The sequence below is a fragment of the Clostridioides sp. ES-S-0123-01 genome, assembly GCF_020658415.1.
In the GTDB taxonomy this organism is placed as follows: domain Bacteria; phylum Bacillota; class Clostridia; order Peptostreptococcales; family Peptostreptococcaceae; genus Clostridioides.
This window is the reverse complement of sequence record NZ_JACVWD010000004.1, coordinates 247,883-274,881: the sequence shown is the minus strand read 5'-3', so window position 1 is coordinate 274,881 and position 26,999 is coordinate 247,883. Positions and strand designations below refer to the sequence as shown.

The following is a 26,999-nucleotide window of genomic DNA, read 5'->3' as shown; positions in this document are numbered from 1 at the left end:
TTTATATTCAATAAAAAAGAGACCCTATCTAAACTGGTATTTACAAATAACAATTTAAATTTAGTCTCTTTTTATTATTCAAATTTATTTCTTAAAATTATCTAAAAAGTTCAGATATGCTCTTTGCAGTTTCTATAACCCTTTTAATTTTATATTCAAAGTCTCCTTCTCGCATCCTTATAGTAGGACCTGATAGACTTATTGCTGCTATAGCTTTATTGTTTTTATCCAAAATAGGTGCTCCAATACAAGTTAAACCATGTTCTAGTTCTTGGTCATCTAGAGCATATCCTTGCTCTTTTATTTTTGCCAAAAAAATCATCATATCATCCCAATTATCAATTGTATGTTCTGTATATTTGTGTATTGGAGTTTTTCTGTATTTTTCAAAATCTATAGAATCATTAAATGCCATAAGACATTTTCCAACCGCTGAACAATAACATTCGCTACTAGAACCAACTGATGGATTTACTGAGAGTAATTGATTTGAACCATATTCTTTATGTATTATGATGCTTCTTGGAGAATCTTGAGCTCTTTCTTCTAGTATAGACACATTCACTACTTCGTTAAATTCTTGATTTAATTTTTTCGTATATGGTTTTACTATTTCAGTCAATGACATCTGTTCTCCCACAACCATACCTATTGCGTATAAATTTATTCCCAACCAATACTTACCATTCTCAGTGTTTTGTATAACAAAACCTTTGTTTTCAAGAGTTACTAAAGTTCTATGTATAGTACTCTTATATACTCCCATAATCTTACTTATTTCAGTTATTCCCATTTCTCTCTTTTCATGATATAATAGCAAAATTATGTCTAGGGCTCTATCTAATGCATTTATTATTTCTCCCATATACAAGTACTCCTCCTGCGAATATTAAGCGTTTATTCAACACTATACTAAATATTATATATTAAAATTACAAAATTATCTATTTATCTTAATTATATTTTATAAAACAAAAATATTATACTTATTTAACAAAATAAAGAGTCCTACTAAGTATATGTTCCTTATTTTGACTTTTAATAGTACTCTACTGTTATATTTTTACCAACTCTAGATAATAATATATATATAATTATACAGCATATTTATTTTTATACAAGTCTAATAATGAGGTGAAATAATGGATAATTTAAAAGAGACATTGTTAAATGAACTAGATAATTTTAAAGAATATTCTTTAAAATTATTAAATGGAGAAATAAATAAAATGCAATACAAAGGATTTTCTGGTGGATATGGAGTTTATGCTCAAAGAGACAAAAAATCATTTATGATAAGACTTCGAGTATCTGCTGGGGTATTGTCGAAATCTCAACTTAAAAAAATTTACCAAATGGCTACCAAACATAAGCTAGATAAGATACACTTAACAACTAGACAAGCTATACAATTACATGACTTGTCTATAGACTCTATAGTTGATATTATGGAAGAGGGAATAAAAAATGATATCTTCACTAGAGGCGGTGGTGGTAACTATCCTAGAAATGTAGGCTTATCTCCATTATCAGGAGTTGACCCTGACGAAGCTTTTGATGTTACCCCTTATGCAGTTGCTACTGATAAATATTTTATCAAAAATGCTACTACATATCACTTACCTAGGAAACTAAAAGTTTCCTATTCTAGTTGTTACACAGATTCTGCCCATTGTAGTATACAAGACTTAGGATTTGTAGCTACTCTAAAAAATGGCAAACCATATTTTAGAGTTTTCTTAGGTGGAGGTTTAGGTAAACAACCTAAAGTTGCTTTAGAACTTGATGAAGTTATAAAACCTAAAGATGCATTATATTGTGTAGAAGGAATGATTAAATTCTTTATGGCTTATGGTAATTATGAAAATAAAAATAAAGCTAGGGTTAGATATATGGTTGAAACGCTTGGAGAAAATATGTTTTTAGAAAAATTTAAAGAATACTATAAATTAGAAAAAGAAAAAGGTAATCTTGAACTTAATGTTGAACAAATTGACTATTCTAAACCTGGAATTAAGATAGATTTACATGACTCTAGATTAATCCATCAAAAACAATCTGGCTTATATACTGTATATATACATCCAATTGGAGGTCTATTATCTACTAAAGATTTAAAATTTTTACTTCAAGAGTTAGATAATATTAAAAATCCTATGATTAGATTAGGTATGACAGAAGGCTTGTACATTCTAAATTTAGATGGAAATGAGGCAAAAAGGATATTAGAAATAAGCAAGACTATTAGTTGTAACTCTCAATTAGAACAGAGTATCTCCTGCATAGGTGTTCCTATTTGTCAGATGGGTATACAAAATAGCCAAAAAATATTACATGAGATAATAGATTATTTTAGATTACAAAACAATGAAGAAGTTTTAAGTAAAGCTCCTAAACTGTATATTTCAGAATGTCTAAATTCATGTGGTGTTCACCAAATTGGTAGCATAGGATTATGTGGTAAAAAGAAAAATGTCAATGGAGTATCTACTGATGCATTTGAATTATTTGTTGGAGGTAGTTTTGAAATAGGTAAGACTAGACTAGGAAAATCTCTAGGAGATTTTAAGGCTAGTGACATTCCTAAAATGCTTTATGAAATAGCTGAGGTTTCATCAGAAAATTTTTATGAATGGATAGATTCAAATGATGATTTATTAAATAAAATAATTGATAAGTATAAAATATGACTTAACATAAATGATTATAAAAAATGAGATAGCTTATAACTATCTCATTTTTTACAATCGTTTATGTTTTTATACTATTTATAAACTATTTTAGATAAATCACAAATTTCTAACATAGTATCATATATTTGTTTAAGTAGACCAAGTCTGTTATTTTTAATTGCTTCATCATTATCCATAACCATAACTGAATCAAATAGGTTATCAACTACAGGTCTTAAAGATGCAAACTCATCTAAAGCAGTACCGTATTTCTTATCTTTTAATAATTCTTTTACTCTTACTTTTACTTGCTTAAATTCATTATAAAGCTTAATTTCAGCATCTTCTTTTAATAGACTTTCATCAACCTTATCACATTCTGCTTTCTGAGCCAAAGTAGAAACTCTATTAAATGCAGTAAGCATTTCCACTAATTCATCTTTTTCTAGCCAATTATTAAGCTCTAAAGCTCTCATATGCATATCAGAAATATCATTTATATCAGAACTTAAAACAGCATCAACAACATCATATCTTATACCTAAATCTTTAAATAGATTTTTTACTCTTTCATTAAAGAAGTTCATTATTTGTTCAACAACATCTTCTTTATTAAAATCTAAGTTAGAATAATTATCTAAAGCATGTTCAATAAGTACTTTTAAGTCTACAGCTACTTTTCTATCCATAAGTATACTAAGTATACCTAAAGCTTGTCTTCTTAAAGCATATGGGTCTTGAGAACCTGTTGGTTGTATTCCTATAGCAAAAAATCCTGCTATTGAATCTAATTTATCAGCTATTGATAAAGCTACCCCTGCATTAGTTTTAGGAAGAATATCTCCTGCAAATCTTGGTAAATAATGTTCAAAAATAGCTTCACTTACAACATCATTTTCTCCTCCAACCTTCGCATATTCTTTTCCCATAAAACCTTGTAATTCATCAAATTCTCCTACCATTCCAGTAACTAAATCTGCTTTAGATAATTTAGCAGCTCTCATAGTGTCTGCCTTTTCATCTGCTAACCCTAAACTATCAAGTATATCAGCGCTTAGTTTTTCAAGTCTTAAAGTTTTGTCATAAATAGTACCCAATTTTACTTGGAAAACAACAGTTTTTAATTTTTCTATGTAGCTTTCTAAGTTTCTCTTAGTATCTTCTCTATAGAAAAATAAAGCATCAGCAAGTCTTGCTTCTAAAACTTTTTCATTTCCAGCTTTAACATTATCTATTCTGTAAGAATCTCCATTTCTAACAGCTATAAAGTTAGGTAACAGTTTTCCTTCTTTAAGAACTGGGAAATATCTTTGATGTTGTTTCATAGGAGTTATGACAACTTCTTTTGGTAGTTTTATATAATCTGTATTAAATTCGCCATAAAAAGCAGTTGGATATTCAACTAAGTAAGTTACTTCTTCAAGTAAATCTTCATCAAACTCAACTTCGCCACCTAAAGAATTGGCTACTTCTATACATTGTTTTCTTATAATTTCTTTTCTCTTATTTTGGTCTAAAACTATATAATTTTTCTCTAATTTTTCAAAATATTCTTCTATAGAATTAACTTCTATTGTACTTTCTCCTAAGAATCTATGCCCTTTTGTTACATTAGAAGATATTATTCCTTCTAAATCAAATTCTAATACCTTATCATTTAACAATGTAACTATCCATCTTATAGGTCTTGCAAATTTTAGGTTTTTTCCTCCCCAACGCATAGCTTTTGGAAATACTACAGATTTTATAGTTTCTGGTAATATCTCTTTTAACACTTCTGAAGTGTCTTTCCCAGCTTGCTTTATAGTAGCAAAAATATATTCATCTTTTCCAACTTGTTTAAAATATATATCAGATTCGCTTAATCCTTTACTTTTTATAAATCCTAAAGCTGGTTTTGTGAAATTATTGTCTTCATCAACAGCAATCTTCTTAGCTGGACCTTTTATTTCTTCTTCTAAATCACTTTGCTTATCACTTAAACCTTCAACTACTAAAGTCAATCTTCTTGGTGTTCCATAGGCATCTATTTTATTAAAAGATATTCTATTTTCCTCAAATAATTTATTAAGATTGTTTTTTAATTGTTCTAGTGTACTACCCATAAATCTTGATGGCATTTCTTCAACACCGATTTCAAATAAAAGATAATTTTTCATTATTTGTCACCGTCCTTTAAAAGAGGGAATCCCATTTCTTCTCTTTGTTTTACAAAAGTTTCTGCAACAGTTTTTGCCATATTTCTAACTCTACCTATAAATGAAGCTCTTTGACTAACACCTATTGCTCCTCTTGCATCCAATGTATTAAATGCATGAGAACATTTTAATACATAATCATATGAAGGTATTACAAGACCACTTTCCATAAGTCTTAATGCTTCTTTTTCATATATATCAAACAGATTAAACAACATATCTGCATCACATAATTCAAACGCATACACTGAATTTTCATACTCAGCTTTATTAAACACTTCGCCATAAGTTATTTTATCATTCCATTTTAAATCATAAACACTATCAACTTCTTGAATGTACATAGCTAATCTTTCTAACCCATATGTAATTTCTCCTGTCTCAAGCTCACATTCAATATTACCTACTTGTTGGAAGTATGTAAATTGAGTTATTTCCATACCATCTAACCAAACTTCCCATCCAAGTCCCCAAGCACCAACTGTGGCAGCTTCCCAGTTGTCTTCAACAAATCTTATGTCATGTTCACTTGGGTCAATTCCAATTTCTTTTAAGCTCTCTAAATACAATTCTTGTATATTATCTGGAGATGGCTTTAGTATAACTTGGAATTGATGATGTTGATATAATCTGTTTGGGTTTTCACCATATCTTCCATCTGCTGGTCTTCTTGAAGGCTCTACATAGCATACTTGCCAAGGCTCAGGTCCTAATGATCTTAAAAAAGTATTAGGATTCATAGTTCCAGCACCTTTTTCAACATCGTAAGGTTGCATCATGATACAACCTTGCTTTGACCAGTATTTTTGCAATGCCAGTATCATTTCTTGAAAATTCATAAAAATCCCTCCTATAACAATAAAGCCTCTCGTCTACACGAAAGGCTATTTTAATAGTTCTTCTACAACTTTTAGAATATCAAATTCTATAAAATTTGTCAATGTTAGTGATAATTCTTATAATTATCTTCTTTTCATTTTTTAAAAGTCACTTTATATCTATTTATTTTCGTCTTCGTTTTCATTATTCTTTTCAGATTCTTCTTTCATTAGATCAGCAGTTACATCTTTATCATCTTCTTTTTTATCAACTACTACATCTTTTACATCTTTGGCTGCATTAGTTATCATATTCTTCAAAACATGAAGTTTTTCTTCATTTAATTCACCTAAGTCTACAACTTCACCATCTTCTTCATTTTGAACTTTTATACGATATTTACTTATAACAGCAGCTGATAAACCAACTAGAGTAGCTAATGGTACAAAAGCTAATCCAACAACTCCTACTGTTAAAGGAATATTCATCATAGTTTTTCCATCTTTTTCAACTATTACTCTTACAACACTACTTTTTTTAAGAAGTTCTTTTAATTGATATTTTATATTTTCTCCATCTTTACCAAATACTTCTTCCATAGTTTCTTTAGCAGATTTAGCTTTACAATTACAAGTATTCTTTTTATTTTCTAAATATATTACTGCCTCAATTACATCTCCATTACATTCCACTAATGCTTCTTTTGCTTCTGCATAAGTTGCTCCTGGAACTCTTTCAAAGACTGAATCAACCATTTCAATAGTTATATTACTACTCATTATTATCCACTCCCTTATTGTTTTTTACACTTTGCAATACGTGTAATGATTTTAGATTAATATTATCAACATAAACTTTCAAATATTTTTCTAGTATATTTTCGAGTTCATGTATTATATATTTTGATACTTTAGCTTTGCTACATGTTAAAATATCATTCCTTAATACATATTCCATGAGACTAACAGTTGTTAAATCCAGTTTTATATTATTATCAAAAAGTGTATTACACTTACTACATAGTATACCACCTTCATAAACATTAAACATAGAATTTTGCAAAATTTTACTTCCGCAATTAATACATTTATTTACTATTGGTTTAAATCCTATATAGTCCAAGAACTTTAACTCAAATGCAGCTGTTACAAATCTATTATCTGTATTTTCTTGTGTATATAAATACAGCGTCTGTGCAAGTAATATAAATAACCTATTATTAGTCTGATTTTCAAGTATAGAATTTTCAACTAATTTTGTAATATATGTAGCATAAGAAAATGCCTCTATATCGTAGGATATATTATAAAAACTCTTTATGATTTCACTTTGAGTAACCTTGTACATATTTCCTTGTTTTTTTAAAGTAAAATTGCTATAAGAAAATAACTGTGATGATGAAAGTAAAGAGCTCTTATTTTTTTTAGCTCCTTTTGCTATTGCAGATACTTTTCCAAGCTTTCTCGTAAACAGAGTAAGTATTATATCACTTTCCTTGTACCTTATAGCTTTAAGTACTATCCCCTGGGTGTTCAGGATTATCATCGTCTTCTTTTTTCTCCCTTACTTCTTCGACTTCTTCACTTAGGTTTTTGCAATCACAGAAGTATAGATATGCATCTATACTGCCTGTTTTTTTAAAAACTTCCCAACTGATATTGTTCATTTTTAAAAAACCCCCTTCTTACATTTATACTTATATTTTTAGTAAGAAGAGGATAAATCATACATAAAGTTATTAAACAATTTTTGACAATAACGCTGTCGTTATTATAAAATAAACTGCTATACCAGTTATATCAAGAGCTGTAGATATAATTGGTGATGAAACTGTAGATGGATCTGCATCCATCTTTTTTAATAAAACAGGCATAAATGCACCTATTGTTGCACCCAAAACCATATTTATAAATAATGATATTGAAACAATTAATACAATGTCTAATTTTTTCATAACAAAGTAAATTACAATACCTGTTATTATACTACACAAAAGACCTGTAATAATTCCTACAATACCTTCTCTTACCACATTGCTAAAATTCAAATCTTTATTAGACAGTGTTATTACTGTAACAGAAGATGATTGTGTTCCAATATTACCACCCATACCTATTACTACAGGTATAAAAAATACCAGTGGAGCATATATAGGGTTCATTATATAATCTAAATTAGAAAGTATTAGAGAAGCCAATAGACCTCCAATTAATGTAATAATTAACCATGGCAGTCTACCTCTAAGAGCTGATATTGTCTGCTCTTTCAATGTAGGATTTTCCTTTTCAGCAACTTCTCTTTCATGCTCTGAACTTCCTGCAAATTTATACATATCTTCAGTTGCTTCTTCTTCCATAACATCTATTATATCATCTACTGTTATTATCCCTTTTAACTTTTCTTGTCTATCTACTACTGGAATTGCTATTAAATTGTATTTCGATACTAACCTAACCGCTTCTTCTCTATCTTCATCTACATAAACAGAAATTATATTTTCACTCATTAAATCTTCTACTATATTTGCATCTCTCGCTATTATTAGCTCTCTTAAAGATAATACTCCAACTAGCTTTTCTTCATCATCAACTACATATATATAATAAATAGTCTCAGCTTCATCAGCTTCTTCTCTCATATGTTCTATTGCCTCAAGAGCTGTCATATCTTTATTTATAGAAATATATCCAGTGGTCATTGTTCCACCTGCAGAGTCTTCATCATAGAATAATAATTCTTTTACATAGTCAGCGTTTTCTTGATTTAAAAGATTTATTATATGTTCTCTTTCTTCTTCTTCAAGTTCACTAAGTTTATCTGCCATGTCTCCAAGAGACATAAGTTCAAGTATGTTTTTTGCATGTTCTACATCTAACTTAGATAAAATACTAATAAAAAACTCTACACTACCTTCTTCTAATATAGAAGATGCCATATCTAGAGGAAGTACTTCAAACAGTTGAATTTTCATGTCTTCCTCTAAATTTTCCATTATATCGAATATATCAATTATATGATATTCCTCTATTAATTCTCTTAACTCCAATACTTTATTATTATCAATTAATGATTTTACTTCATATAATAAATCTTGGGAAGCATCCAGTTTCCTATCCATATAACCCACCTTTATTTATCATTATATCCAAAATTATTTATATAATTTTGTAAATTTCTCCAATTTTCTTTAACCTTAACCCATAACTGGAGATTTATTTGTGAACCTAAAAGTAATTCTATATCTTGTCTTGCTGATTTACCTATTCCTTTTAGTTTCCTACCATTCTTTCCTATTATTATTCCCTTATGTGAATCTCTTTCACAATATATTACAGCAGATACATCTACTATTTCTTTATCATTTCTTGCTTTCATTTTTTCAATTTCAACAGCTACACCATGAGGTATTTCATCATTAAGATAATGAAGAACTTTTTCTCTTATAAGTTCTGCTATTAATACTCTCTCTGGTTGATCTGTAATCATATAATCTGGAAAATACTTTGGTCCTTCTTCTAAGTAATTTTGTATAACTTTTATTAGAGTATCTGTATTTTTTCCTTTTAACGCTGATATTGGTACTATCTCTTTGAAAATACCTTCTCTATCATACATTTTTATTATATCAAATAATTCATCTTTTTGACCTAGTTGGTCTATTTTATTTACAACTAGAATTATTGGTGTCTTAACAGATTTTAAATCCTCTATTATTTTTCTGTCTCCAGGACCTATTTTTTTAGAATCATCAACTACAAATAATATTAAATCTACATTTTTAAAAGCTTCTGTTGCTGCCTTTACCATGAATTCACCTAATTTATTTTTAGGTTTGTGAATACCTGGTGTATCTAAAAATACTATTTGAGTTTCTTCATCTGTATAGACTGCTTGTATTGTATTTCTTGTAGTCTGAGGTTTATCACTCATTATAGCTATCTTTTCCCCTACTACATTATTCATTAAAGTAGATTTCCCTACATTTGGTCTACCTACTATACTGACAAATCCTGATTTGAACATTAACTGTCTCCTAACTTTTATCTTCTTGTATTTAATTGCTTTAAATTTATTTTAGTTTTTTAATTTATTTTAAATCATTTCCAGAGAAATAGTTTGGTAGCAAATCTTTTATATCATGCTCAAACACCTCTCCTTTAGTATATCCTGTTATTATTTTTATATCAGAACCAAACTCTATAATTACTTGTCTACATATTCCACAAGGATATGTTTGTTCATTATTTTCTGAGTTATCACTTGCTATTGCTATTTTATATATATCCTTATCACCTTCTGATATAGCTTTAAAAATAGCTGTTCTTTCTGCGCAATTTGTTCCACCTAATGATGCACATTCTATATTACATCCAGTATAAACTTTTCCACTCTTAGTCAAAAGAGCTGCACCCACTCTAAAACTTGAGTAAGGAGCATAAGAATGTTGTCTAGCATCTTCTGCCAACTTTAACAATTCTATGTTGTCCACAACATCTCCTCCTGTATACACTTATTAGAATTTATTTTTATTTAATACTCTACATTATATCATAAAAATTTAATTGTAACAGATTTGTTTCATTGTTAAATATTTTATGTACATTCATTTTAATTATAAAACATTCCAAGCTGAAATACTAATACTGCTATTAACACGCCTAACAAAGCTCCTGCTATGGTTTCCCAGAATGTATGTATTTTTCCCTCAATCCTACTTTGAGCAACCAATACAGCCATTATATATGCAAGAGTAGATGCAACTACTCTTTCTGTCATAAGTGTAATTGCAGTTGCTATAGCAAATGCTAAAGCAGCATGACCACTTGGCATACCTCCTTTTAAAGGTGTCCCTGTTGAAGTCAATGCTTTTACTACTACTACAGCTATAAGAACCAATAATATGCATATCAAGGTTATATGTAATTCTGATTCTCTTATCTTGTAAATTAACATTCCAGATATATCTGTCAATTTATCATAAAATAAAATATATCCAACTACTACTGAGTTTAATGCTGCTACTAGTACACCACCTGCTGCAACATCTTTTGCTATTTTTGCAAGTACATGATATTCATCAGTTACCAGGTCTACTGCTTTTTCTATAGCTGTATTAAACATCTCAGCAACTACAACTAAACATATAGACATCAGTAACATTATCATTTCCAATTTTGAAAAGTTAAAAAATAAACTTATTATAAGCACAGCAACTGAGCCTAAGTAATGTATTTTCATATTCCTTTCAAATTTAAATGTATATAATATTCCTTCTATAGCTGCATTAAAAGCTTTAATTATACCTTGACGAGTTTTTCCTGTTTTCATAAGAATTACTCCCTTGTTATGTTTAACTTATTTAATATGTATTCTTCTTTTTCTCTCATTTCTTTTGTATTTTCATCTGTATCATGGTCATACCCTAAAAGATGAAACATACTATGACATATTAAAAAACATACTTCTCTTTCAAAGCTATGATTATATTCTATGCTTTGCTCTAAAGCTCTTTCAAGAGATACTACTATATCTCCTAAAGATTCTTCTTCCAATTCAACATCTTCAAAATCATCACTTAAAAGAGGAAATGATAAAACATCAGTTGGTCTATCAACTCCTCTATATTCTCTATTTAATTCATGAATCTCTTTATTATCTACAAAAGAAAGACTCACTTCATAATTATCATCATATCCTTCATAATCCAAACACTCTAAAATTATATCTTTTATTTTTTCTATTAGTTCTTCATTTACTTCTAATTTATCTTGTCTATCATCTAATATCAAATCCATTAATTACACCTACTTTTTATTCATTAATAATGCTATACATCTATATTACTACACTTTTACTTTCTTTTGAAAGTCTTTTCCTGTATTTTCATTTTTTTGCGCTCTTCTTTTTTAAATTCTTCTTTTTTATCATGCTTCTCATAAGCTCTTATTATTCTCTGTACTAGCTCATGTCTTACAACGTCTCTGTCTGTTAACATTATAGAGCCTATCCCTTGAACGCCCTTAAGAATCTCTGTAGCTTGTATAAGACCACTTTTTTTATTTTGAGGCAAATCTGTTTGTGTTATATCACCTGTAACTACAGCCTTAGAACCAAATCCTAATCTAGTTAAAAACATTTTCATTTGCTCAGAAGTTGTATTTTGAGCTTCATCTAATATTATAAAAGAATTATCAAGAGTTCTACCTCTCATAAATGCAAGTGGTGCAACTTCTATAGTACCTCTTTCTAAATACTTATTAAACTTATCAGCACCCAACATTTCAAATAATGCATCATATAATGGTCTTAAATATGGGTCTACTTTATCTTTTAAATCTCCTGGTAAAAATCCTAAACTTTCTCCAGCTTCCACTGCTGGTCTTGTAAGTATAATTCTACTAACTTCATCTCTTTTAAAAGCTTTCACTGCCATAGCCACAGCAAGATAAGTCTTTCCTGTTCCAGCAGGGCCAACACCAAAAGTTATATCATTATTTTCTATAAGCTTTATATACTCTTTTTGCCCTAAAGTTTTAGGTTGAACAGCTTTACCTCTTTGAGTTATAACAATTGTACCTTCAAGTTCTTTTATCTTTTGCTCACTACCTTCAAGTAAAAGAGATAATGAATAAGAAATGCTTTGTTTATCTAAATGCTTACCATTTGATACAGTTTGATGCAATTCATTCATAAGTTTTAATGCAGAATCTACATTTTTTTCTTCTCCTATTAAAATTATATTGCCTTCTCTAAGTATTACATCTATATTTAAAGTTTTCTCTATCAATTTTACATTTTCATCAAAGTTGCCAAATAACTCTCTTTCAAAATTGCCATCTGCTATTGTAAATTTTTTTTGTATTATCAATTGAATTAATCCTCCTCAAGTTTTAGGTTAAATTTTATTAATTGTTGTTACTATTATTATTTTGACTATTGTTACTATTTTGATTACTATTATTTCCATCAGAATTATTTTGGTCGTTATTATCTTTATTATCCTCATTAAACTCATTTCTTATATCATTTATTGGTCTTTTTTGTGGATTAGAAGGAACTTCCTCTTCTCCCTCTTTTGGTTTACTATCTTCCTTTATAAATCTTTCTGCCTCTGCTTTACTAAGAGGATAAATTTTAGCTATATTTTCACTAGTTTGAACTGTTATTAAATATTCTAACATATTTTTATTAACCTTATAGCTATGTTTTACATCTATTATTCTAGCCGAAGCTGGTATTATGTATTCTAATTCTTTTAAAGCTTTTTCAGATAATTCTTTTTTCAACTCTTCTTTGTTCTTTTTCACTTCAACTTTTTTGGTTTCATAAAAAGTACTCGTCTTTATTTTTATAGGGAAAGTATAATCTCCCATTGAAAGTCTTTTTTCTTTATTTTCAACAACATAATTTTTATATTTTATATTTTTTCTAATTGTAAATTCTTTATCATAAAAACTTATTGTGTGTACCTTTTTCTTTTCTCCAGTTTTTTTATTTACAGTATCTACATAGCTTGCCTTTTTAGTAGATTCATAAAAAGTACTTGCCCATACTTCGGGTATTGATTTTGTATTAGCACCATTTAGTAAAACAGCGCCCTTTTGGACTATATCTCCAGATTTAACAACAGACTTACCACTTCTAGGGATTACCTTTTCTATTATACCATTTTTTAAAGCAATTACATTACAATAATTTGATTGGTCTGTAGATTTTAAGGATTCAGCCTTTTTTGTAACAGTAACAAATATATTGGTTCCTTTTACATTAATAGATAAATATGCGACATCATTAAATTTTGACATCATATGGTCCCTAACTTCTTTTCTGTCAATACTCTTTTTGTATACTCCTGGTCTTACTCCAACTTTATAAAGTTCACTTCTAAGAGTTTCTTTTTTTATACCTTCTGGAGATTGTATATATACATCCGTTACAAATTGTGATGTTGACATCAATAAAAGTAAAGAAACAATAGCACAAATCCACATACCTTTGTGCTTATAAATTCTTTTAATAATAAAAGGAACTCCTGTTTTTTGTTTTACCTTAATATCAAACTTACTTCCTCTATAAATATTCTTAAATTCTTTTATATCTTGTCTATTTATATTAAACTCGATTTTAGTATTTTTTATTCTAGTTACATTGTAAACATTTATTCCATTTCTTATAAGATGATTTAAAAATTGTTCAAGCCCTACTCCTTCCACAACTATAACATAGTATCCCCTTATAAAACTTATCAAGTGTATCTCCTCCTAATCAACATACTCCACATTGTATATAATTCCCTTTATACCTATCTCACTGTCAGTAATATACTTAAGCGAAAGTTTATCCCCAGATATTTTAATTGTTTTTACCTTAGTCTTTATTTTTATTAAATCAACTTCATATTCTAGTATTGATAGATAATTTTCTATACTCATAAAAGTATTACTTGTAACAGTAACAACTGGTTGATTTACTTGTAAATCAGTGGATATTTCTAACATAAGCATTACCCCCTTAATTAATTTTATGCTTAAAATAGGTATTTATGCACTTTATTGATACTATCATGGAGTAGTTTTAAATTTTTTTAGACAGTAAATACCTAATATTTAATATATTATTTAAACAAGAAAAAGGTAATCATATTGATAAAAATCAACATGATTACCTTTTTACTTTTTTGTATATAAAATATAAAAAGTATACAATTTTTTTATTAGTCTTGCTCTATTAAACCATATCCACCTGCTTTACGCTTATATACTATATTTATTTCAAAGTTATCTTGATTTCTAAACATATAGAAGTTGTGTCCTACCAACTCCATTTGAAGAATTGCCTCTTCTGAACTCATAGGTTTTACATTAAATTTCTTTCTTCTCTCTATAACTATATTTTCATCTTCCTCATCATCATAGTCATAATCATTAAATTCGCTACTATTATCTATAAAGTCAATATTTTCAAATCTTATGCTTTTATTATTTTGAACTTTGTCTTTAACCTTAGTCTTATACTTTACAACTTGTCTACTTAATTTGTCACAAACAATGTCAATTGCTGCATATAAATCTTCTTCTACGTCTTCTGCCCTTATTATTTGACCATTAATAGGAATTATTGTAACCTCCACTTTCTGTCTATCCTTTTTCGCACTTACTGTTACTTTCACTTCTGATTCAGGATCAAGGTATTTTTCTAACCTACTTAATTTTCCATCTACGTATCCTTTTATTCCGTCAGTTAATTTCATTTGTCTTCCAGATACTATTATTTGCATAAAAACCTCTCCCTTCGAGCCTTTCCAATTCTAATACTTTAATATGTTAATCTTTAAATATATTTTTGATACATTTATTATATTTAAATTAATATAATTGTATATGAAAATGATTATTTTTAATAGTCTATTCATTTTTTATTTGATATGATATTATTAAAAGTACGGGGTAATTTACAAAACCTTTACATTCTATTTATTAATAAACCATATAAAATAATTCAAAAATCCAGCATAAACCAGCCATATCAAATAAACCAAATTTATATATCCAGCTCTCTTATCTATTTTAGAAAATTTTAAAATAACTATTATAGAAACCATAATCATTATTATTATGTCTATTAAAGCTGTAAATCTAAGTCCAAATCCAAAAAATAGTATACTCCAGACAAAATTTAATGCAAGTTGTAATCCATAATAAAACACTGCATCTCTTACTTTAGGCAAGTTGTAACCTTTTTTTAATATTAGGTATGAAGATATACCCATCAATATGTACAATATAGTCCAAACAATAGGGAAGATAAAAGCTGGTGGTGCAAAGCTTGGTTTTGTAAGTTGTAGATAGTACGTTGAAATATCTGTTCCACTAATCAACATGGTCAAAATACTACTTAAATAACCTATTATTAATGGTATTGATATGTTTATCAAAAAATTTCTAATTTCCTTTACCGATATAATCAAATTTTTCCCCTTCTTTCAAAATTTTCTTTGATTATAGATATGCTCAGATATGACTTGTTATTCTCAAAAATTATAAAAAGCCTAGAGATTTCTCTCTAGGCTATATCAATCTATTGTAAGTTTTGTTTTACCAACTTATTTATAAGTTTTCCGTCAGCTCTACCCTTAACTTTTGGTTGAATAACTGACATTATTTTTCCCATATCCTTCATAGATGTTGCCCCTACTTCAGATATAGTACATTTTACAATTTCTTCTAACTCTTCTTCGCTTAATTGTTGAGGTAGGTACTCTTTTAAAACTTCAATTTCAGCTTCTGTTTCTTTTACTAAGTCTTCTCTTCCAGCTTTTTCAAATTCAACTAATGCATCTCTACGTTGCTTTAATTGTTTTGCTATTACATCGATAATTCCATCTTCATCAAGTTCAGTTCTATTATCAACTTCATACTGCTTTATGGAAGCTCTTATTAAAGTTACTACAGATTTTCTCACTGTATCTTTGTTTTTCATCGAAGATTTCAAATCCTCTTGTAACTTTTGCTTAAGGGACATCCCCTTCACCTCTTTATTCTTATTTACTACTATTTTTTAGCGTTTTTTCTTCTTGCTGCTTCAGCTTTTTTCTTACGCTTAACGCTTGGCTTATCATAGTGCTCTCTTTTTCTTACTTCTGACATGATGCCAGACATTGCACATTGACGCTTAAATCTTCTTAAAGCGCTGTCTAATGTTTCATTTTCTCTAACTCTTACTTCTGACATTTCTTTTTCCCTCCCTCCAATAGCGCAATTATGCTGGGACTGTAACTATGTTCTTTTTGCATAATATGCATTACAACCTAACACTTTGTTTATTATAAACTAAATTTTTACTTTTATCAAGTATTTTTATCAAGAAGGAACTCAATTTTTCAATAATTTAGTTTAGTTTTGTTCTGCTTCGTAATTAGGAAGCTTTTTACCTGCTAAAATATGATAGTGCAAATGCTTAACTTCTTGCCCTCCATCGCTTCCACAATTATTTATGATTCTGAATCCAGTTTGGTCAAAACCTTTCTCTTTAGCTATTTTATTAATAACAACATGAATATGTGACACAATATCCATTTCTATATCAGGAATATCAATTACACTATCATAATGTTTTTTAGGTACAACTAATATATGATATGGAGCAACTGGGTTCAAATCATTAAATGCCAATACTCTTTCATCTTCATAAACTTTAGTTGAAGGTATTTCTCCGTTCGCTATTTTACAAAATATACAATCCATTTCCTTCCACCTCCTATCTTATAAATATTATAATTTCTACATGTTATAGCAAAATTCCTTCTACATATTCATTTTTTACATCATTTATTTTTACTTTTAATATCTGACCTTGTATGTTTTTGTCACTTTCAACAACAACTCTTATATAATTTGAAGTCAGTCCTTCAAACTTATTGCCCTCTATATTTTGTTCAAATAAGACTTCTAATTCACTACCAATAAATTTAGTTGCAAATTTACTAAAGTTTTCTTTACTTAAATTTAAAAGTTGTTCACTTCTAAAGTGTTTCATTTGAGGGTCAATTTGATTTTCCATAGTTGCAGCTGGAGTTCCTTTTCTTGGCGAATATTTAAAAATATGCATTTGTGAAAGCTCTATATCTTTTAAGAAATTGTATGTTTGTTTAAATTCCTCATTAGTTTCTCCTGGAAAACCTACTATTACATCTGTAGTTATTGCTACATTTGGTATTTTATCTCTTAATCTATCCACAATAGTCTTATACTCTTCAGTTGTATATCTTCTATTCATTCTTTTTAGAGTTTCATCACATCCACTTTGAAGAGATAGATGATAATGAGGACAAACCTTCTCCATCTTTAAAACTTCATTCACAAATTCATCAGTAAACAAAATCGGTTCAACAGAGCTAAGTCTAATTCTTTCTATTGCATCTATTTCATTTATTTGTTTTATTACATCAAGAAGTTTAATATCCTTATCTTTTAAATCTTTTCCATAAGAGGCTACATGTATTCCTGTTAATACCACCTCTTTATAGCCATTTTTAGCCAATTTTTTCACTTCATCAACTATACTATCAATATCCCTACTTCTAACACGTCCTCGGGCATAAGGAATGATACAGTAGGTACAAAATCTGTCGCATCCATCTTGAATTTTCATAAATGCTCTAGTCTTTCCATTAGTTTGACTAATTTCTATTTCTTCAAATGCTTTTACCTTCATTATATCATCAACTGTGCTAACTTTTTTACTTGCATCTATCCTTCTAATCTCTTCAACAATCTTCCTTCTATCATTTGTACCCATGACTAGGTTTACTTCTTCTATATCCAAAATTTCTTCTGGCGATACTTGTGAATAACATCCCACAACGGCTATTATTGCATCTGGATTTTTCTTTTTAACTCGTCTTATATATTGACGAGATTTTCTATCACTCATATGAGTTACGGTACATGTATTTATAACATAAACGTCTGCATATTCTTCACTATTAACTTGTTCATATCCATCTTTTTCAAATAGTTCTAGCATAGCTTCAGTTTCGTATTGATTGACTTTACACCCAAGTGTATAAAAAGCTACTTTTTTCAATTTATTATTCTCCTCCTAAATCACTCAGCTCATACAAAGCTATTGTTGATGCTACAACAGAAGCTGTCTCAGTTCTCAATATTCTAGGTCCTAATGATACAGTACTGCAATTATCTTTTTGAACTTGCTCTATTTCTTCCTCAGCAAAACCACCCTCTGGACCTACAAAAATTCCAACTCTATCTATATTAGAATCACAATTTTTAAGTGCCTGTTTTATTGAGACAGTTCTTTCGTTCTCATAAGGACAAATATTTACATCATTTTTTTTCATATCTTCTAAAGCTTCTTTAAAACTTAAAACACCTCTTAAATTTGGAATTTTACCTCTTTTACTTTGCTTTGCGGCTTCATAAATTATTCTTTCCCAACGTTCAAATTTTTTATCTTCTTTTTTATCATCAACTTTAGCAACACTTCTCTTAGTTTGAACTAATATTATTTCATCTACACCAACTTCAGTTAGTTTTTGAAGTATCATCTCCATCTTTGGAGCTTTTGGAAGACCTTGATATAATTTTACCTTAAGTTTAGATTCTCTATTTATATCAACTTCTTCTAAAATTTTTAAATTAACCATATTTTTTTCTATATTTGTTATCTCGCAAATATACTCATTATTATCTTTATCACATATCTCAAGTTTTTCTCCTAGTTTACACCTTAAAACTTTTGAAATATGTTTTACATCTTCACCTTCTATAATGCAGGCTTTGTCTTGTAAATTTATATTATTTTTTTCAACAAAGAATCTATCCATTATATTCCACCCAGCCTTTTACTTTTTAAGTTTAGAAACTATCGCTGACCATTCACCTAGTTTTTGAACCTCAACTATTTCAAATCCATTTTCGATTAAGCTTTCTTTAACTTCCTCTACTTTGTCCAAAATTATACCTGAAGATATAAATATAGCATCTTCTTTCATAAAATTTTGTACATCTTTTGCAAGTATTTTTATTATATCAGCGATTATATTTGCAACTACAACATCAGCTTTATCTTTTATTACATCTGTTAAATTCCCATGCATTACAGATACATTCTCTTCAACTTTATTTTCAAGCACATTTTCTTTTGCAACTTTCACTGCAACTTCGTCTAAATCTACAGCTACAACCTCTTTTGCCCCTAATTTAGCTGCTGCTATTGCAAGAATTCCGCTACCACAACCAATATCAAATACTTTAGAATCTTTATTTACATATTTCTCTAATTCTCTAATACACATACTAGTAGTCTCATGTGTTCCTGTACCAAAAGCCATACCAGGGTCAAGCTCTATTATCAAATCCCCTTCTTGCATATCGTAATCTTCCCATGTAGGTTTTACTACTACCTTTTGACCTACTTTTGTTGGTTTATAGTATGCTTTCCATGCATTTGCCCAATCAGCTTCATTTACTTGGTCTAATGACACACTTCCTTCACCTATATCTATACCAAAATCTCTTAGTCCTAAAACTTTTTGCTTTATTATTTCGACAAATTCCATCACATTTTTTTCTTCTGACACATAAGTCTTTATCAGTACACCATCTTCTTCATTCTTTTTAAATACTTCTTCTTCTACATAATCCCAATCTAATTCATTTTTCTTTTGAAATAAGAAATCTTTTGGGTCTTCTATTACAGCCCCTCCAGCACCTTGTTCATATAGTATATTTGTTATTGGCTCAACTGCCTCTGTTGTTGTTTTTATAGTTACTTCTATCCAATTATTCATAAGTTTACCTCTCTTTTCTATATTAATTTTCCTATTTTTCCATAACTTTTATTATATCACAAATATCATACTTTTTTGTTTTATAAATTTTTTATTAGTTTATATCTACATTATAGTTAATTTACTTAATTTATAATAAATTGTCTAACTTATTTTTAGCACTTTATTTGATTATGCTTTTCCCTTAATACATTTTAAATAGTTCACATTATATTTATTATATACAAATTAGCAAGATATACATTTTAAACAAAAATTTTTGGTTATTTTATATGTTTCCTACAATAAAATCATCTGATATTATATAATTAAATTTTAAATTATTAAGGAGAATTACAATGTCAGAAGTAATATTAAAAGATATATCAAAACTTTATTCTAATGGATTTAATGCAGTAAAAAATATAAATATAGATATTAAAGATAAGGAATTTATAGTTTTAGTGGGACCATCTGGTTGTGGTAAATCGACAACGCTTAGAATGATTGCTGGTCTTGAAGAAATATCTTCTGGAGAATTATATATAGGAGATAAACTTGTCAATGATATAGAACCAAAAGATAGAGACATAGCAATGGTTTTTCAAAATTATGCTTTATATCCTCACTTATCTGTTTATGAAAACATGGCATTTGCACTTAAACTTAGAAAAATGCCAAAAGATGAAATAGATAAAAAAGTTAAAGAAGCCGCTAAAATATTGGATTTAGTCCCTCTTTTAGATAAAAAACCTAAAACATTGTCTGGTGGACAAAGACAAAGAGTTGCTCTAGGACGTGCAATAGTTAGAAATCCTAAGGTATTCTTAATGGATGAACCTTTATCTAACTTGGACGCAAAACTTAGAACTGCCATGAGAACAGAAATAACTAAGTTACATCAACAGCTTGGAACTACATTCATCTATGTAACACATGACCAAGTTGAAGCTATGACTATGGCTGACAGAATAGTAGTAATGAAAGACGGAGTGGTACAACAGATTGCAACTCCACAAGATGTATACGACTATCCAGCTAATGTGTTTGTTGCAGGATTTATTGGAGCTCCACAGATGAACTTTATTAATGTTACATTAATAGAAGAGAATGAAGAAATATATGCTAAAAACGAATACATTAAGATAAAATTAAATAGAGAAAAACACTATGATTTAATAAAAGACAACTATATTAAAAAAGAAGTTATTATGGGTATTAGACCAGAAGATATACATATAGAAGATACTTTTGTTAAATCTAATCAAGATACTTGCTTTAAATCAACAGTTGAAATAAAAGAACTTATGGGAGCAGAGACCTATGCTCATTTAAAATTAGATGTAAATACAATAACAATTCGATTTGACAGCAAAAATAGAGTTGATGTTGGTGATAATTTAACTCTTTCAGTTGATAATAATAGAGTACACTTATTTGACAAAGAAACTGACTTAGCTATAAGATAATAGTATAATCTTATTTCTAAGGAGACTTTATGGAAGACTTGAAAAGTTTTTTTGAAAAACAACTCAATAAAAAAATAAATATTTACCCTTATAAAAATCAAAGTTTAGATGCCAATAGTCATTTAGTTACTTTTAATGATACTGTTTATGTTATTGATTTTTTAGATGAAAATAACTTAGATAATCTAAATGGTCACTTTTATTTAATTTATCAGCCACATATAGATTTTGAATATCTAAAAGGTATTTTTTATAACTTATATGATGATATAAATACAATTCAACATAGTAGTTTTTTTGTAGTAAACTCTAAGTATAACTTAGACATTAATGTAACTACACAAAATATAATTGAAACTGAAACTTATCAAAGTACTTATATTTTCTATCTTGGTGAGTTAGATAACAAATCTGATTTTAATTTTAGATTGCAGTTATGCTCTGATTTACTATCTTATATTGTAAAAGATAATGCTAAGGATAAATTTTTAAATTTATTTGACCTTATTAGGTATAAAACTTTAGACTTAATTAACAAAGACGATGTACTTAATAGACTGATAGACTTTAACAAGATAAAATCCATTGATGAAGAACTTCTATCTACAGGAATAAAATTTATAAATAATGACTTAAACATCTCTAAAACATCTAGTGATATGTTTTTACATAGAAATACACTGGTATATAGGTTGGAAAAAATTAATGAAATACTCAACCTTGATTTAAAAAACTTTGAAAATGCAATGATTTTTTATCTAAGTGTAAAATCTTATTTTCTATATAAAAAAAATTAACTGCTAAATCAAGTAGAAATGCTAACTCACATTTCTGCTTGATTTTAAGTTAAAATACTATATACTTTATCAAATGTTATTTATCAAATATTCTCTCCTTTAAACTTGTAAATATTTGATAAGATATCCTTTTTTATAAATAATATCTTTAATCTTATTGAATCTATTGTTTCTTTAATACATTATTTCGCCTGCTTTAATTGTTTTGTAAAAACAAAGTTTAGCAAAAAACTTATTGTACCTAAAATCACCATAACATATCCTAAAATTTTAAATTGACTTGATGTTATAGTTGCTTCAAATACCATTCCAAGTAGTACAGTAGCAAAAATTGAACCTAAATAACGACTAGTTTGAAACAGGCCAGAGGCTGTACCTATGCTCTCAGGAGGACTTTCTTTAAACATTGAAGATTGTAATGCTACATTACCAACTCCATAACTAACACCTGCTAATGATAAAATTATCCCCTTACCTATTACTGGTATTTGAATAAAGATTAATGAAAGAAGTATTGCACTAATCAACATAAAAATTGATGACACTATAAGAGGTACTCTAGTTCCAGATTTGTCTATCCATTTTCCAGTCAATGGAGATATGAAAATTCCTATACCAGACATGAACAACATAAATAGACCAGTTGACCTAGCACTGTAATGTAGTGCATCTTGAAAATAACTTGGAAGACCAAAAAATAAGATATAATTGAAGAAGTTTAATATAATAAACTGTAAATATACCTTTGATAACTTAGGATTACTCATAAAAAGTTTAATATCTATAAAGGGTAATCTCGTTCTCAGTTCATGCCAAATAAAAATGCACATCAAAATTAATCCTAATACAAATTGCTCTAAATTAAAAGACTCCTTAACTGATAATAAGAATAGTAATATAAAAATCATTGCAATTGAAAATAAAACTATACCAACAACATCTAATCTTGATAAAACATTCTTAAAAGTCTCTTTTATACTTTTTTTCTTTTTTATTTCTTTTGGAAATAAAAAATATCCTAGACAAATGGCAACCATAACAATTGGTATATTTACAAGAAATATAGCATGCCATCCACCTAAATCAAGCAATACTCCGCCTAAAGTTGGACCTAATCCTGCTGTAGTTGAAGCAAAAATAGTTAAAACTGCTAATGCAGAAGATTGTCTTTCCTTTATATTATTTTGTATAAGAGCAACTCCAGATGGATACAATGTACTTGTTCCAATAGCTTGAATTACTCTTATAAAAATCAATATAAAGAATGATTGAGTAAATGGTACCATAAATGCTGAAAAACTTACGAGTATTAAACCACTTAAAAATAAAACTTTTCTACCTATTAAATCTCCAATCTTTCCTGAAACTGGCTGTGCAATAGCACTAGCTAAATAAAAGGCTGAAACCATCCAAGACACAGTTGTAAAACTAATATTAAAATCGTTTTGTATACTATGTAATGCAAGTGAAATCATAGATGAATTAAGAGGATTCAGCATAGTTCCTGAGCCTATAGCCACTAAAAAAAGAGTTCTTTTAGCATTTATCTTACTCATATATCATGCCCCCAATATTTTTGATTCATTTATCTTATAAAAAAGCTGCTCCTATAATTCCTGCATCTGAACCTAGGGTTGCACATACAATTTTTGCTATATCTTCTTTTTTGTATAAAACAAACTTTCTTACCAATTCTTCAATCCCATCAAGTATTATATCACTTGCTTTAGAAACTCCTCCACCAATTGATATCACTTCTGGGTCTAATGTATTTATTGTATTTGCAAATGTTTTTGCTAAATAAGTTTTAAATCTAGTTATTACTTCAATTGCAACTGTGTCATTTTCTCTATATGCATCAAACACCATCTTTGCATTTATTTTTTTTAAATCTCCTTCTGCTAAATCTAAAATCATACTTTTTCTACCTTCTTGTATAAGTTTTTGAGAATATTTTATAATGGCAGTTGCTGAACAAAAAGTTTCCACACAACCATTATTTCCACAATTGCAATCAAAATAGTTTTCTCCTATTACTTGATGCCCTATTTCTGAGCCTAATCCATGGGCTCCAGAAAAAACTTTTTGATTAATTACTATTCCTCCACCTACTCCAGTTCCTAAAGTATATAAAACTCCAACATCTGCACCTTTCATACTTCCAAACTTTGATTCTCCAAGTGCTGCTACTGTTGCATCATTTTCTCCATGAATTTCAACATTTGGAAACCTTCTTTTTAGTTCATTCTCAAAACTTTCTCCATCCCATTTTAAGTTTACACAAGTTACTAAACCTTTTTTATTTATAAACCCAGGTACTCCAAATCCAATAGACTTTATCTCTTTCATCTTTAGATTGTTTTCTTCTAACAATTTATCAATCATTATTTTTATATCATCTAGTATTCCTTCAAATCCCTTTTCAACCACAGTTTTACATTCTGTTCTAAAAAGTATCTTTCCTTGATTATCAACCACACCTGCTTGTATGCCTGTTCCTCCAATGTCTACACCTATATAATACATCTTTCTCACCTTTCTCTTTTAAATTTTATTAATATATATATATTATCATGTCTATATTATATTAAAATGTAAAACCATGCAAATCTTTAATAATATCTTTAATACAAAATAAAAACACCTTCCCATAGTATATTTTCACTATGAGAAGATGTCTATTTTTATAAATTATTTCAATTTATTAGATGTCAAAACAAACTATATTTAAATCAATTATTTTAAACTTTTATCTCGACTTATTTTTTCGTACTAAACAATATTTTTGCAACTATATATCAACCAAATCTTAAATATATTTTTTACAAACATAAATTAGTTTTCCATAACATAATAAGTTGCTTTTATTATTCACCAATCTATACTAAAAATTTTATACACATAATATATATATTTCTTTACATATACATATATTTTACTAAATACATATTTCTTTACATACATATCTAGCCTATTACCTAATCATATATACATATTTCTTTACATATGCACATATCAAAAGCAATTTTTTACGTAAATTTTTCTAACTAAATTATAAGCAAATATGCAATTTGTAAAAGTTTTAATTCTTACAAATAACTTTAAAACTTAGATGCTTTGGCTATACAATATGACTATTTTACTACCAAAATTTTAAGTCTAGGCAATTCCAATAATTATCCCAGCTTTTGAGTTTTTCCAGTACTTAATATAGCACTAAAAACATCTAACTTTATTTCATAGATTATAATTGAGTTTTCTTCATCATTTGGCTGTGCCACATCCGTTCCCACTGGAATCACCCCTTTCTCTTATTTGATTATATTATAGCATATTAGATATGTAGGGACAAGCATTTTTTCAGAAAATTATTTATATTCAGTTTTATTTTTTAAATAAAAACTATTTTTATATATTAAAAATAGCCAATATAAAAATCATATTATATTAATTCAAAATCTTATAACTAAATAATTTAGATTCTAAAGAATATGATTACATTATATTGGCTATTTTAACTACTTTTTCTTAAACATATCTTCTATTTTCTGTCCGAATGTTTTTTTCTTTTCGTGGACGTTCGACCCGCACTCCTTCGCAAATTCTCTTAACAGATCTTTTTGCTTATCATTTAATTTTTTAGGAATCTCGACTACAACTTTGACATATTGGTCTCCTCTTGAATTACCTCTAATTCTAGGAATTCCTTTTTCTTTAAGTCTAAATACAGTTCCAGTTTGTGTTCCTTCTGGCACACTATACTTAACTTTTCCATCCAAAGTAGGTACTTCTATTTCATCACCTAAAGTTGCTTGAACAAATGTAATTGGCATCTCAAAGTAAATATCATTTCCATCTCTAGTAAACAATGGATGAGATTTTACATTAACTACAATGTATAAGTCTCCTCTTGGAGCACCTTTTTCTCCCACTTCACCTTGACCAGCAAGTTTTATCATTTGACCATCATCTATACCTGCAGGTATATCTACTTCTATAGTCTTAACTTTTCTTGTGTTTCCAGTTCCATGACATTTGCTACAAGGAGATTCAATTACTTCTCCAGTTCCATTACAAGTACTACAAGGTCTTGAGCTTGCTATATTTCCAAATGGAGTTCTTTGAACAGTTCTAACTTGACCAGTTCCATTACAAGTTGAACAAGTTTTCTTTGATGTTCCTGGTTTTGCTCCAGTTCCATCACACTCATCACATTCTTCACTTCTATTTAGCTTTATAGACATTTTTTTACCAAATGCAGCTTCTTCAAAAGATATAGTAACATTTTGTCTTATATCTGCACCACGTTGTGGACCTCTTCTTCTTTGTCTTCCACCTCCGAAGCCCCCTCCAAACATGTCACCAAATATATCTCCAAACATATCTTCAAATCCACCAAAGCCTTGGCCATTAAATCCACCTTGGCCTCCAAAGCCTCCTTGACCATTTAGCCCATCATGTCCAAATTGGTCATAAGTCTTTCTCTTTGTATCATCTGAAAGTACTTCATAAGCTTCATTTATTTCTTTAAACTTTTCTTCAGCCTCTTCATCACCAGGGTTTCTATCTGGATGGTACTTCATTGCTAACTTTCTGTAAGCTTTTTTTATCTCTTGAGCTTCTGCACCTTTACTGATACCTAAGACTTCATAATAATCCCTTTTTGTACTCAAAAATTGACACCACCTTCATTTTACAAAACGATAGCTTGTAGAATAATAAACTACAAGCTATCATTAATTCTTATATTCTAC

At 28.6% G+C, this 26,999-nt stretch carries 28 protein-coding genes; 3 read left to right on the top strand and 25 right to left on the bottom strand.

Annotated elements, in window-relative coordinates; genetic code table 11:
* Nucleotides 1-97: 97 nt before the first annotated feature.
* Nucleotides 98-865 carry an IclR family transcriptional regulator gene (locus IC175_RS11160; RefSeq protein WP_227432604.1) on the bottom strand — a complete coding sequence of 256 codons (768 nt, stop codon included), beginning with the start codon at nt 863-865 and terminating at the stop codon, nt 98-100.
* A 277-nt stretch (nt 866-1,142) separates the two neighbouring features.
* Here IC175_RS11160 and IC175_RS11155 point away from each other — a divergent pair, with 277 nt between their 5' ends.
* Complete coding sequence (locus IC175_RS11155; RefSeq protein WP_227851513.1) at nt 1,143-2,690, top strand: nitrite/sulfite reductase; 1,548 nt, start codon at nt 1,143-1,145, stop codon at nt 2,688-2,690.
* Nucleotides 2,691-2,764: 74 nt separating this feature from the next.
* Here IC175_RS11155 and glyS read toward each other — a convergent pair whose 3' ends face one another.
* The 21 genes from glyS to prmA form a co-directional block, all read right to left on the bottom strand.
* The gene (gene glyS / locus IC175_RS11150; protein ID WP_227835337.1) at nt 2,765-4,831 is read right to left on the bottom strand and encodes a glycine--tRNA ligase subunit beta; all 2,067 of its coding nucleotides are present in this window, start codon (nt 4,829-4,831) and stop codon (nt 2,765-2,767) included.
* Nucleotides 4,831-5,709 (bottom strand): glycine--tRNA ligase subunit alpha, encoded by an 879-nt coding sequence (glyQ, locus tag IC175_RS11145; protein WP_227432601.1) that lies wholly within the window; start codon nt 5,707-5,709, stop codon nt 4,831-4,833. Before glyQ ends, glyS begins: the two co-directional genes overlap by 1 nt.
* 159 nt (nt 5,710-5,868) lie before the next feature.
* Nucleotides 5,869-6,468, bottom strand: a complete 600-nt coding sequence (locus IC175_RS11140) for a DUF4342 domain-containing protein (RefSeq protein ID WP_227432600.1) — start codon at nt 6,466-6,468, stop codon at nt 5,869-5,871.
* Nucleotides 6,461-7,234: a DNA repair protein RecO gene (gene recO, locus IC175_RS11135; protein ID WP_227851512.1), complete on the bottom strand. Its 774-nt coding sequence runs from the start codon at nt 7,232-7,234 to the stop codon at nt 6,461-6,463. The genes IC175_RS11140 and recO overlap by 8 nt, the downstream gene beginning before the upstream one ends.
* A complete protein-coding gene (locus tag IC175_RS11130) occupies nt 7,200-7,355 on the bottom strand; it encodes a YqzL family protein (RefSeq protein ID WP_227432598.1) in 156 nt (51 codons plus the stop codon). Before IC175_RS11130 ends, recO begins: the two co-directional genes overlap by 35 nt.
* Nucleotides 7,356-7,427: 72 nt before the next feature.
* Entirely contained in the window at nt 7,428-8,807 is a 1,380-nt protein-coding gene (mgtE, locus tag IC175_RS11125; protein WP_227432597.1) for a magnesium transporter, read from the bottom strand.
* A gap of 11 nt (nt 8,808-8,818) precedes the next feature.
* Complete coding sequence (era, locus tag IC175_RS11120; protein ID WP_227432596.1) at nt 8,819-9,712, bottom strand: GTPase Era; 894 nt, start codon at nt 9,710-9,712, stop codon at nt 8,819-8,821.
* A gap of 64 nt (nt 9,713-9,776) precedes the next feature.
* The gene (locus IC175_RS11115; protein WP_227432595.1) at nt 9,777-10,178 is read right to left on the bottom strand and encodes a cytidine deaminase; all 402 of its coding nucleotides are present in this window, start codon (nt 10,176-10,178) and stop codon (nt 9,777-9,779) included.
* Between the two features lie 119 nt (nt 10,179-10,297).
* Entirely contained in the window at nt 10,298-11,017 is a 720-nt protein-coding gene (locus tag IC175_RS11110; protein ID WP_227432594.1) for a diacylglycerol kinase, read from the bottom strand.
* Between the two features lie 5 nt (nt 11,018-11,022).
* Nucleotides 11,023-11,484: an rRNA maturation RNase YbeY gene (ybeY, locus tag IC175_RS11105; RefSeq protein ID WP_227432593.1), complete on the bottom strand. Its 462-nt coding sequence runs from the start codon at nt 11,482-11,484 to the stop codon at nt 11,023-11,025.
* A gap of 56 nt (nt 11,485-11,540) precedes the next feature.
* Complete coding sequence (locus IC175_RS11100) at nt 11,541-12,557, bottom strand: PhoH family protein (RefSeq protein WP_227482837.1); 1,017 nt, start codon at nt 12,555-12,557, stop codon at nt 11,541-11,543.
* 37 nt (nt 12,558-12,594) lie between these two features.
* A complete protein-coding gene (gene yqfD / locus IC175_RS11095) occupies nt 12,595-13,938 on the bottom strand; it encodes a sporulation protein YqfD (protein ID WP_227432591.1) in 1,344 nt (447 codons plus the stop codon).
* 12 nt (nt 13,939-13,950) lie between these two features.
* Nucleotides 13,951-14,187, bottom strand: a complete 237-nt coding sequence (locus IC175_RS11090) for a YabP/YqfC family sporulation protein (protein ID WP_227432590.1) — start codon at nt 14,185-14,187, stop codon at nt 13,951-13,953.
* Nucleotides 14,188-14,402: 215 nt separating this feature from the next.
* Nucleotides 14,403-14,966 (bottom strand): ribosome hibernation-promoting factor, HPF/YfiA family, encoded by a 564-nt coding sequence (hpf, locus tag IC175_RS11085; protein ID WP_227432589.1) that lies wholly within the window; start codon nt 14,964-14,966, stop codon nt 14,403-14,405.
* Between the two features lie 192 nt (nt 14,967-15,158).
* A complete protein-coding gene (locus IC175_RS11080; RefSeq protein ID WP_227432588.1) occupies nt 15,159-15,656 on the bottom strand; it encodes a TspO/MBR family protein in 498 nt (165 codons plus the stop codon).
* 110 nt (nt 15,657-15,766) lie between these two features.
* Nucleotides 15,767-16,210: a GatB/YqeY domain-containing protein gene (locus IC175_RS11075; protein ID WP_227432587.1), complete on the bottom strand. Its 444-nt coding sequence runs from the start codon at nt 16,208-16,210 to the stop codon at nt 15,767-15,769.
* 29 nt (nt 16,211-16,239) lie between these two features.
* On the bottom strand, nt 16,240-16,419 hold the full coding sequence (rpsU, locus tag IC175_RS11070; protein ID WP_003416618.1) for a 30S ribosomal protein S21: 180 nt from the start codon (nt 16,417-16,419) through the stop codon (nt 16,240-16,242).
* Nucleotides 16,420-16,581: 162 nt separating this feature from the next.
* Nucleotides 16,582-16,932, bottom strand: a complete 351-nt coding sequence (locus tag IC175_RS11065) for a histidine triad nucleotide-binding protein (protein WP_227432586.1) — start codon at nt 16,930-16,932, stop codon at nt 16,582-16,584.
* A 43-nt stretch (nt 16,933-16,975) separates the two neighbouring features.
* Nucleotides 16,976-18,274: a tRNA (N(6)-L-threonylcarbamoyladenosine(37)-C(2))-methylthiotransferase MtaB gene (mtaB, locus tag IC175_RS11060; RefSeq protein ID WP_227824174.1), complete on the bottom strand. Its 1,299-nt coding sequence runs from the start codon at nt 18,272-18,274 to the stop codon at nt 16,976-16,978.
* Nucleotides 18,275-18,278: 4 nt separating this feature from the next.
* Nucleotides 18,279-19,034: an RsmE family RNA methyltransferase gene (locus IC175_RS11055; protein WP_227432584.1), complete on the bottom strand. Its 756-nt coding sequence runs from the start codon at nt 19,032-19,034 to the stop codon at nt 18,279-18,281.
* 18 nt (nt 19,035-19,052) lie between these two features.
* Entirely contained in the window at nt 19,053-20,000 is a 948-nt protein-coding gene (gene prmA, locus IC175_RS11050) for a 50S ribosomal protein L11 methyltransferase (RefSeq protein WP_227432583.1), read from the bottom strand.
* A 338-nt stretch (nt 20,001-20,338) separates the two neighbouring features.
* Here prmA and IC175_RS11045 point away from each other — a divergent pair, with 338 nt between their 5' ends.
* Together IC175_RS11045 and IC175_RS11040 are read left to right on the top strand one after the other, a co-directional pair.
* Nucleotides 20,339-21,448: an ABC transporter ATP-binding protein gene (locus IC175_RS11045; protein ID WP_227824176.1), complete on the top strand. Its 1,110-nt coding sequence runs from the start codon at nt 20,339-20,341 to the stop codon at nt 21,446-21,448.
* Nucleotides 21,449-21,477: 29 nt separating this feature from the next.
* Complete coding sequence (locus IC175_RS11040) at nt 21,478-22,245, top strand: helix-turn-helix domain-containing protein (RefSeq protein ID WP_227851511.1); 768 nt, start codon at nt 21,478-21,480, stop codon at nt 22,243-22,245.
* Nucleotides 22,246-22,427: 182 nt separating this feature from the next.
* On the opposite strand, the gene IC175_RS11035 is transcribed toward IC175_RS11040, so the two are convergent.
* From IC175_RS11035 to dnaJ, 3 genes are all read right to left on the bottom strand, one after another.
* Nucleotides 22,428-23,801, bottom strand: a complete 1,374-nt coding sequence (locus IC175_RS11035; RefSeq protein WP_227482842.1) for an MFS transporter — start codon at nt 23,799-23,801, stop codon at nt 22,428-22,430.
* 34 nt (nt 23,802-23,835) lie between these two features.
* Entirely contained in the window at nt 23,836-24,771 is a 936-nt protein-coding gene (locus IC175_RS11030; protein WP_227432579.1) for an ROK family protein, read from the bottom strand.
* Nucleotides 24,772-25,763: 992 nt separating this feature from the next.
* Entirely contained in the window at nt 25,764-26,918 is a 1,155-nt protein-coding gene (dnaJ, locus tag IC175_RS11025; RefSeq protein WP_227432574.1) for a molecular chaperone DnaJ, read from the bottom strand.
* Between the last annotated feature and the right edge of the window lie 81 nt (nt 26,919-26,999).

Bases quoted from the DNA above. Each gene is read 5' to 3' on its own strand.
- IC175_RS11160 (WP_227432604.1), bottom strand. From the start codon at position 865: ATGGGAGAAATAATAAATGCATTAGATAGAGCCCTAGACATAATTTTG.
- IC175_RS11155 (WP_227851513.1), top strand. From the start codon at position 1,143: ATGGATAATTTAAAAGAGACATTGTTAAATGAACTAGATAATTTTAAA.
- glyS (WP_227835337.1), bottom strand. From the start codon at position 4,831: ATGAAAAATTATCTTTTATTTGAAATCGGTGTTGAAGAAATGCCATCA.
- glyQ (WP_227432601.1), bottom strand. From the start codon at position 5,709: ATGAATTTTCAAGAAATGATACTGGCATTGCAAAAATACTGGTCAAAG.
- IC175_RS11140 (WP_227432600.1), bottom strand. From the start codon at position 6,468: ATGAGTAGTAATATAACTATTGAAATGGTTGATTCAGTCTTTGAAAGA.
- recO (WP_227851512.1), bottom strand. From the start codon at position 7,234: ATGATAATCCTGAACACCCAGGGGATAGTACTTAAAGCTATAAGGTAC.
- IC175_RS11130 (WP_227432598.1), bottom strand. From the start codon at position 7,355: ATGAACAATATCAGTTGGGAAGTTTTTAAAAAAACAGGCAGTATAGAT.
- mgtE (WP_227432597.1), bottom strand. From the start codon at position 8,807: ATGGATAGGAAACTGGATGCTTCCCAAGATTTATTATATGAAGTAAAA.
- era (WP_227432596.1), bottom strand. From the start codon at position 9,712: ATGTTCAAATCAGGATTTGTCAGTATAGTAGGTAGACCAAATGTAGGG.
- IC175_RS11110 (WP_227432594.1), bottom strand. From the start codon at position 11,017: ATGAAAACAGGAAAAACTCGTCAAGGTATAATTAAAGCTTTTAATGCA.
- ybeY (WP_227432593.1), bottom strand. From the start codon at position 11,484: ATGGATTTGATATTAGATGATAGACAAGATAAATTAGAAGTAAATGAA.
- IC175_RS11090 (WP_227432590.1), bottom strand. From the start codon at position 14,187: ATGTTAGAAATATCCACTGATTTACAAGTAAATCAACCAGTTGTTACT.
- hpf (WP_227432589.1), bottom strand. From the start codon at position 14,966: ATGCAAATAATAGTATCTGGAAGACAAATGAAATTAACTGACGGAATA.
- IC175_RS11075 (WP_227432587.1), bottom strand. From the start codon at position 16,210: ATGTCCCTTAAGCAAAAGTTACAAGAGGATTTGAAATCTTCGATGAAA.
- rpsU (WP_003416618.1), bottom strand. From the start codon at position 16,419: ATGTCAGAAGTAAGAGTTAGAGAAAATGAAACATTAGACAGCGCTTTA.
- IC175_RS11065 (WP_227432586.1), bottom strand. From the start codon at position 16,932: ATGGATTGTATATTTTGTAAAATAGCGAACGGAGAAATACCTTCAACT.
- IC175_RS11055 (WP_227432584.1), bottom strand. From the start codon at position 19,034: ATGGATAGATTCTTTGTTGAAAAAAATAATATAAATTTACAAGACAAA.
- prmA (WP_227432583.1), bottom strand. From the start codon at position 20,000: ATGAATAATTGGATAGAAGTAACTATAAAAACAACAACAGAGGCAGTT.
- IC175_RS11045 (WP_227824176.1), top strand. From the start codon at position 20,339: ATGTCAGAAGTAATATTAAAAGATATATCAAAACTTTATTCTAATGGA.
- IC175_RS11040 (WP_227851511.1), top strand. From the start codon at position 21,478: ATGGAAGACTTGAAAAGTTTTTTTGAAAAACAACTCAATAAAAAAATA.
- IC175_RS11035 (WP_227482842.1), bottom strand. From the start codon at position 23,801: ATGAGTAAGATAAATGCTAAAAGAACTCTTTTTTTAGTGGCTATAGGC.
- IC175_RS11030 (WP_227432579.1), bottom strand. From the start codon at position 24,771: ATGTATTATATAGGTGTAGACATTGGAGGAACAGGCATACAAGCAGGT.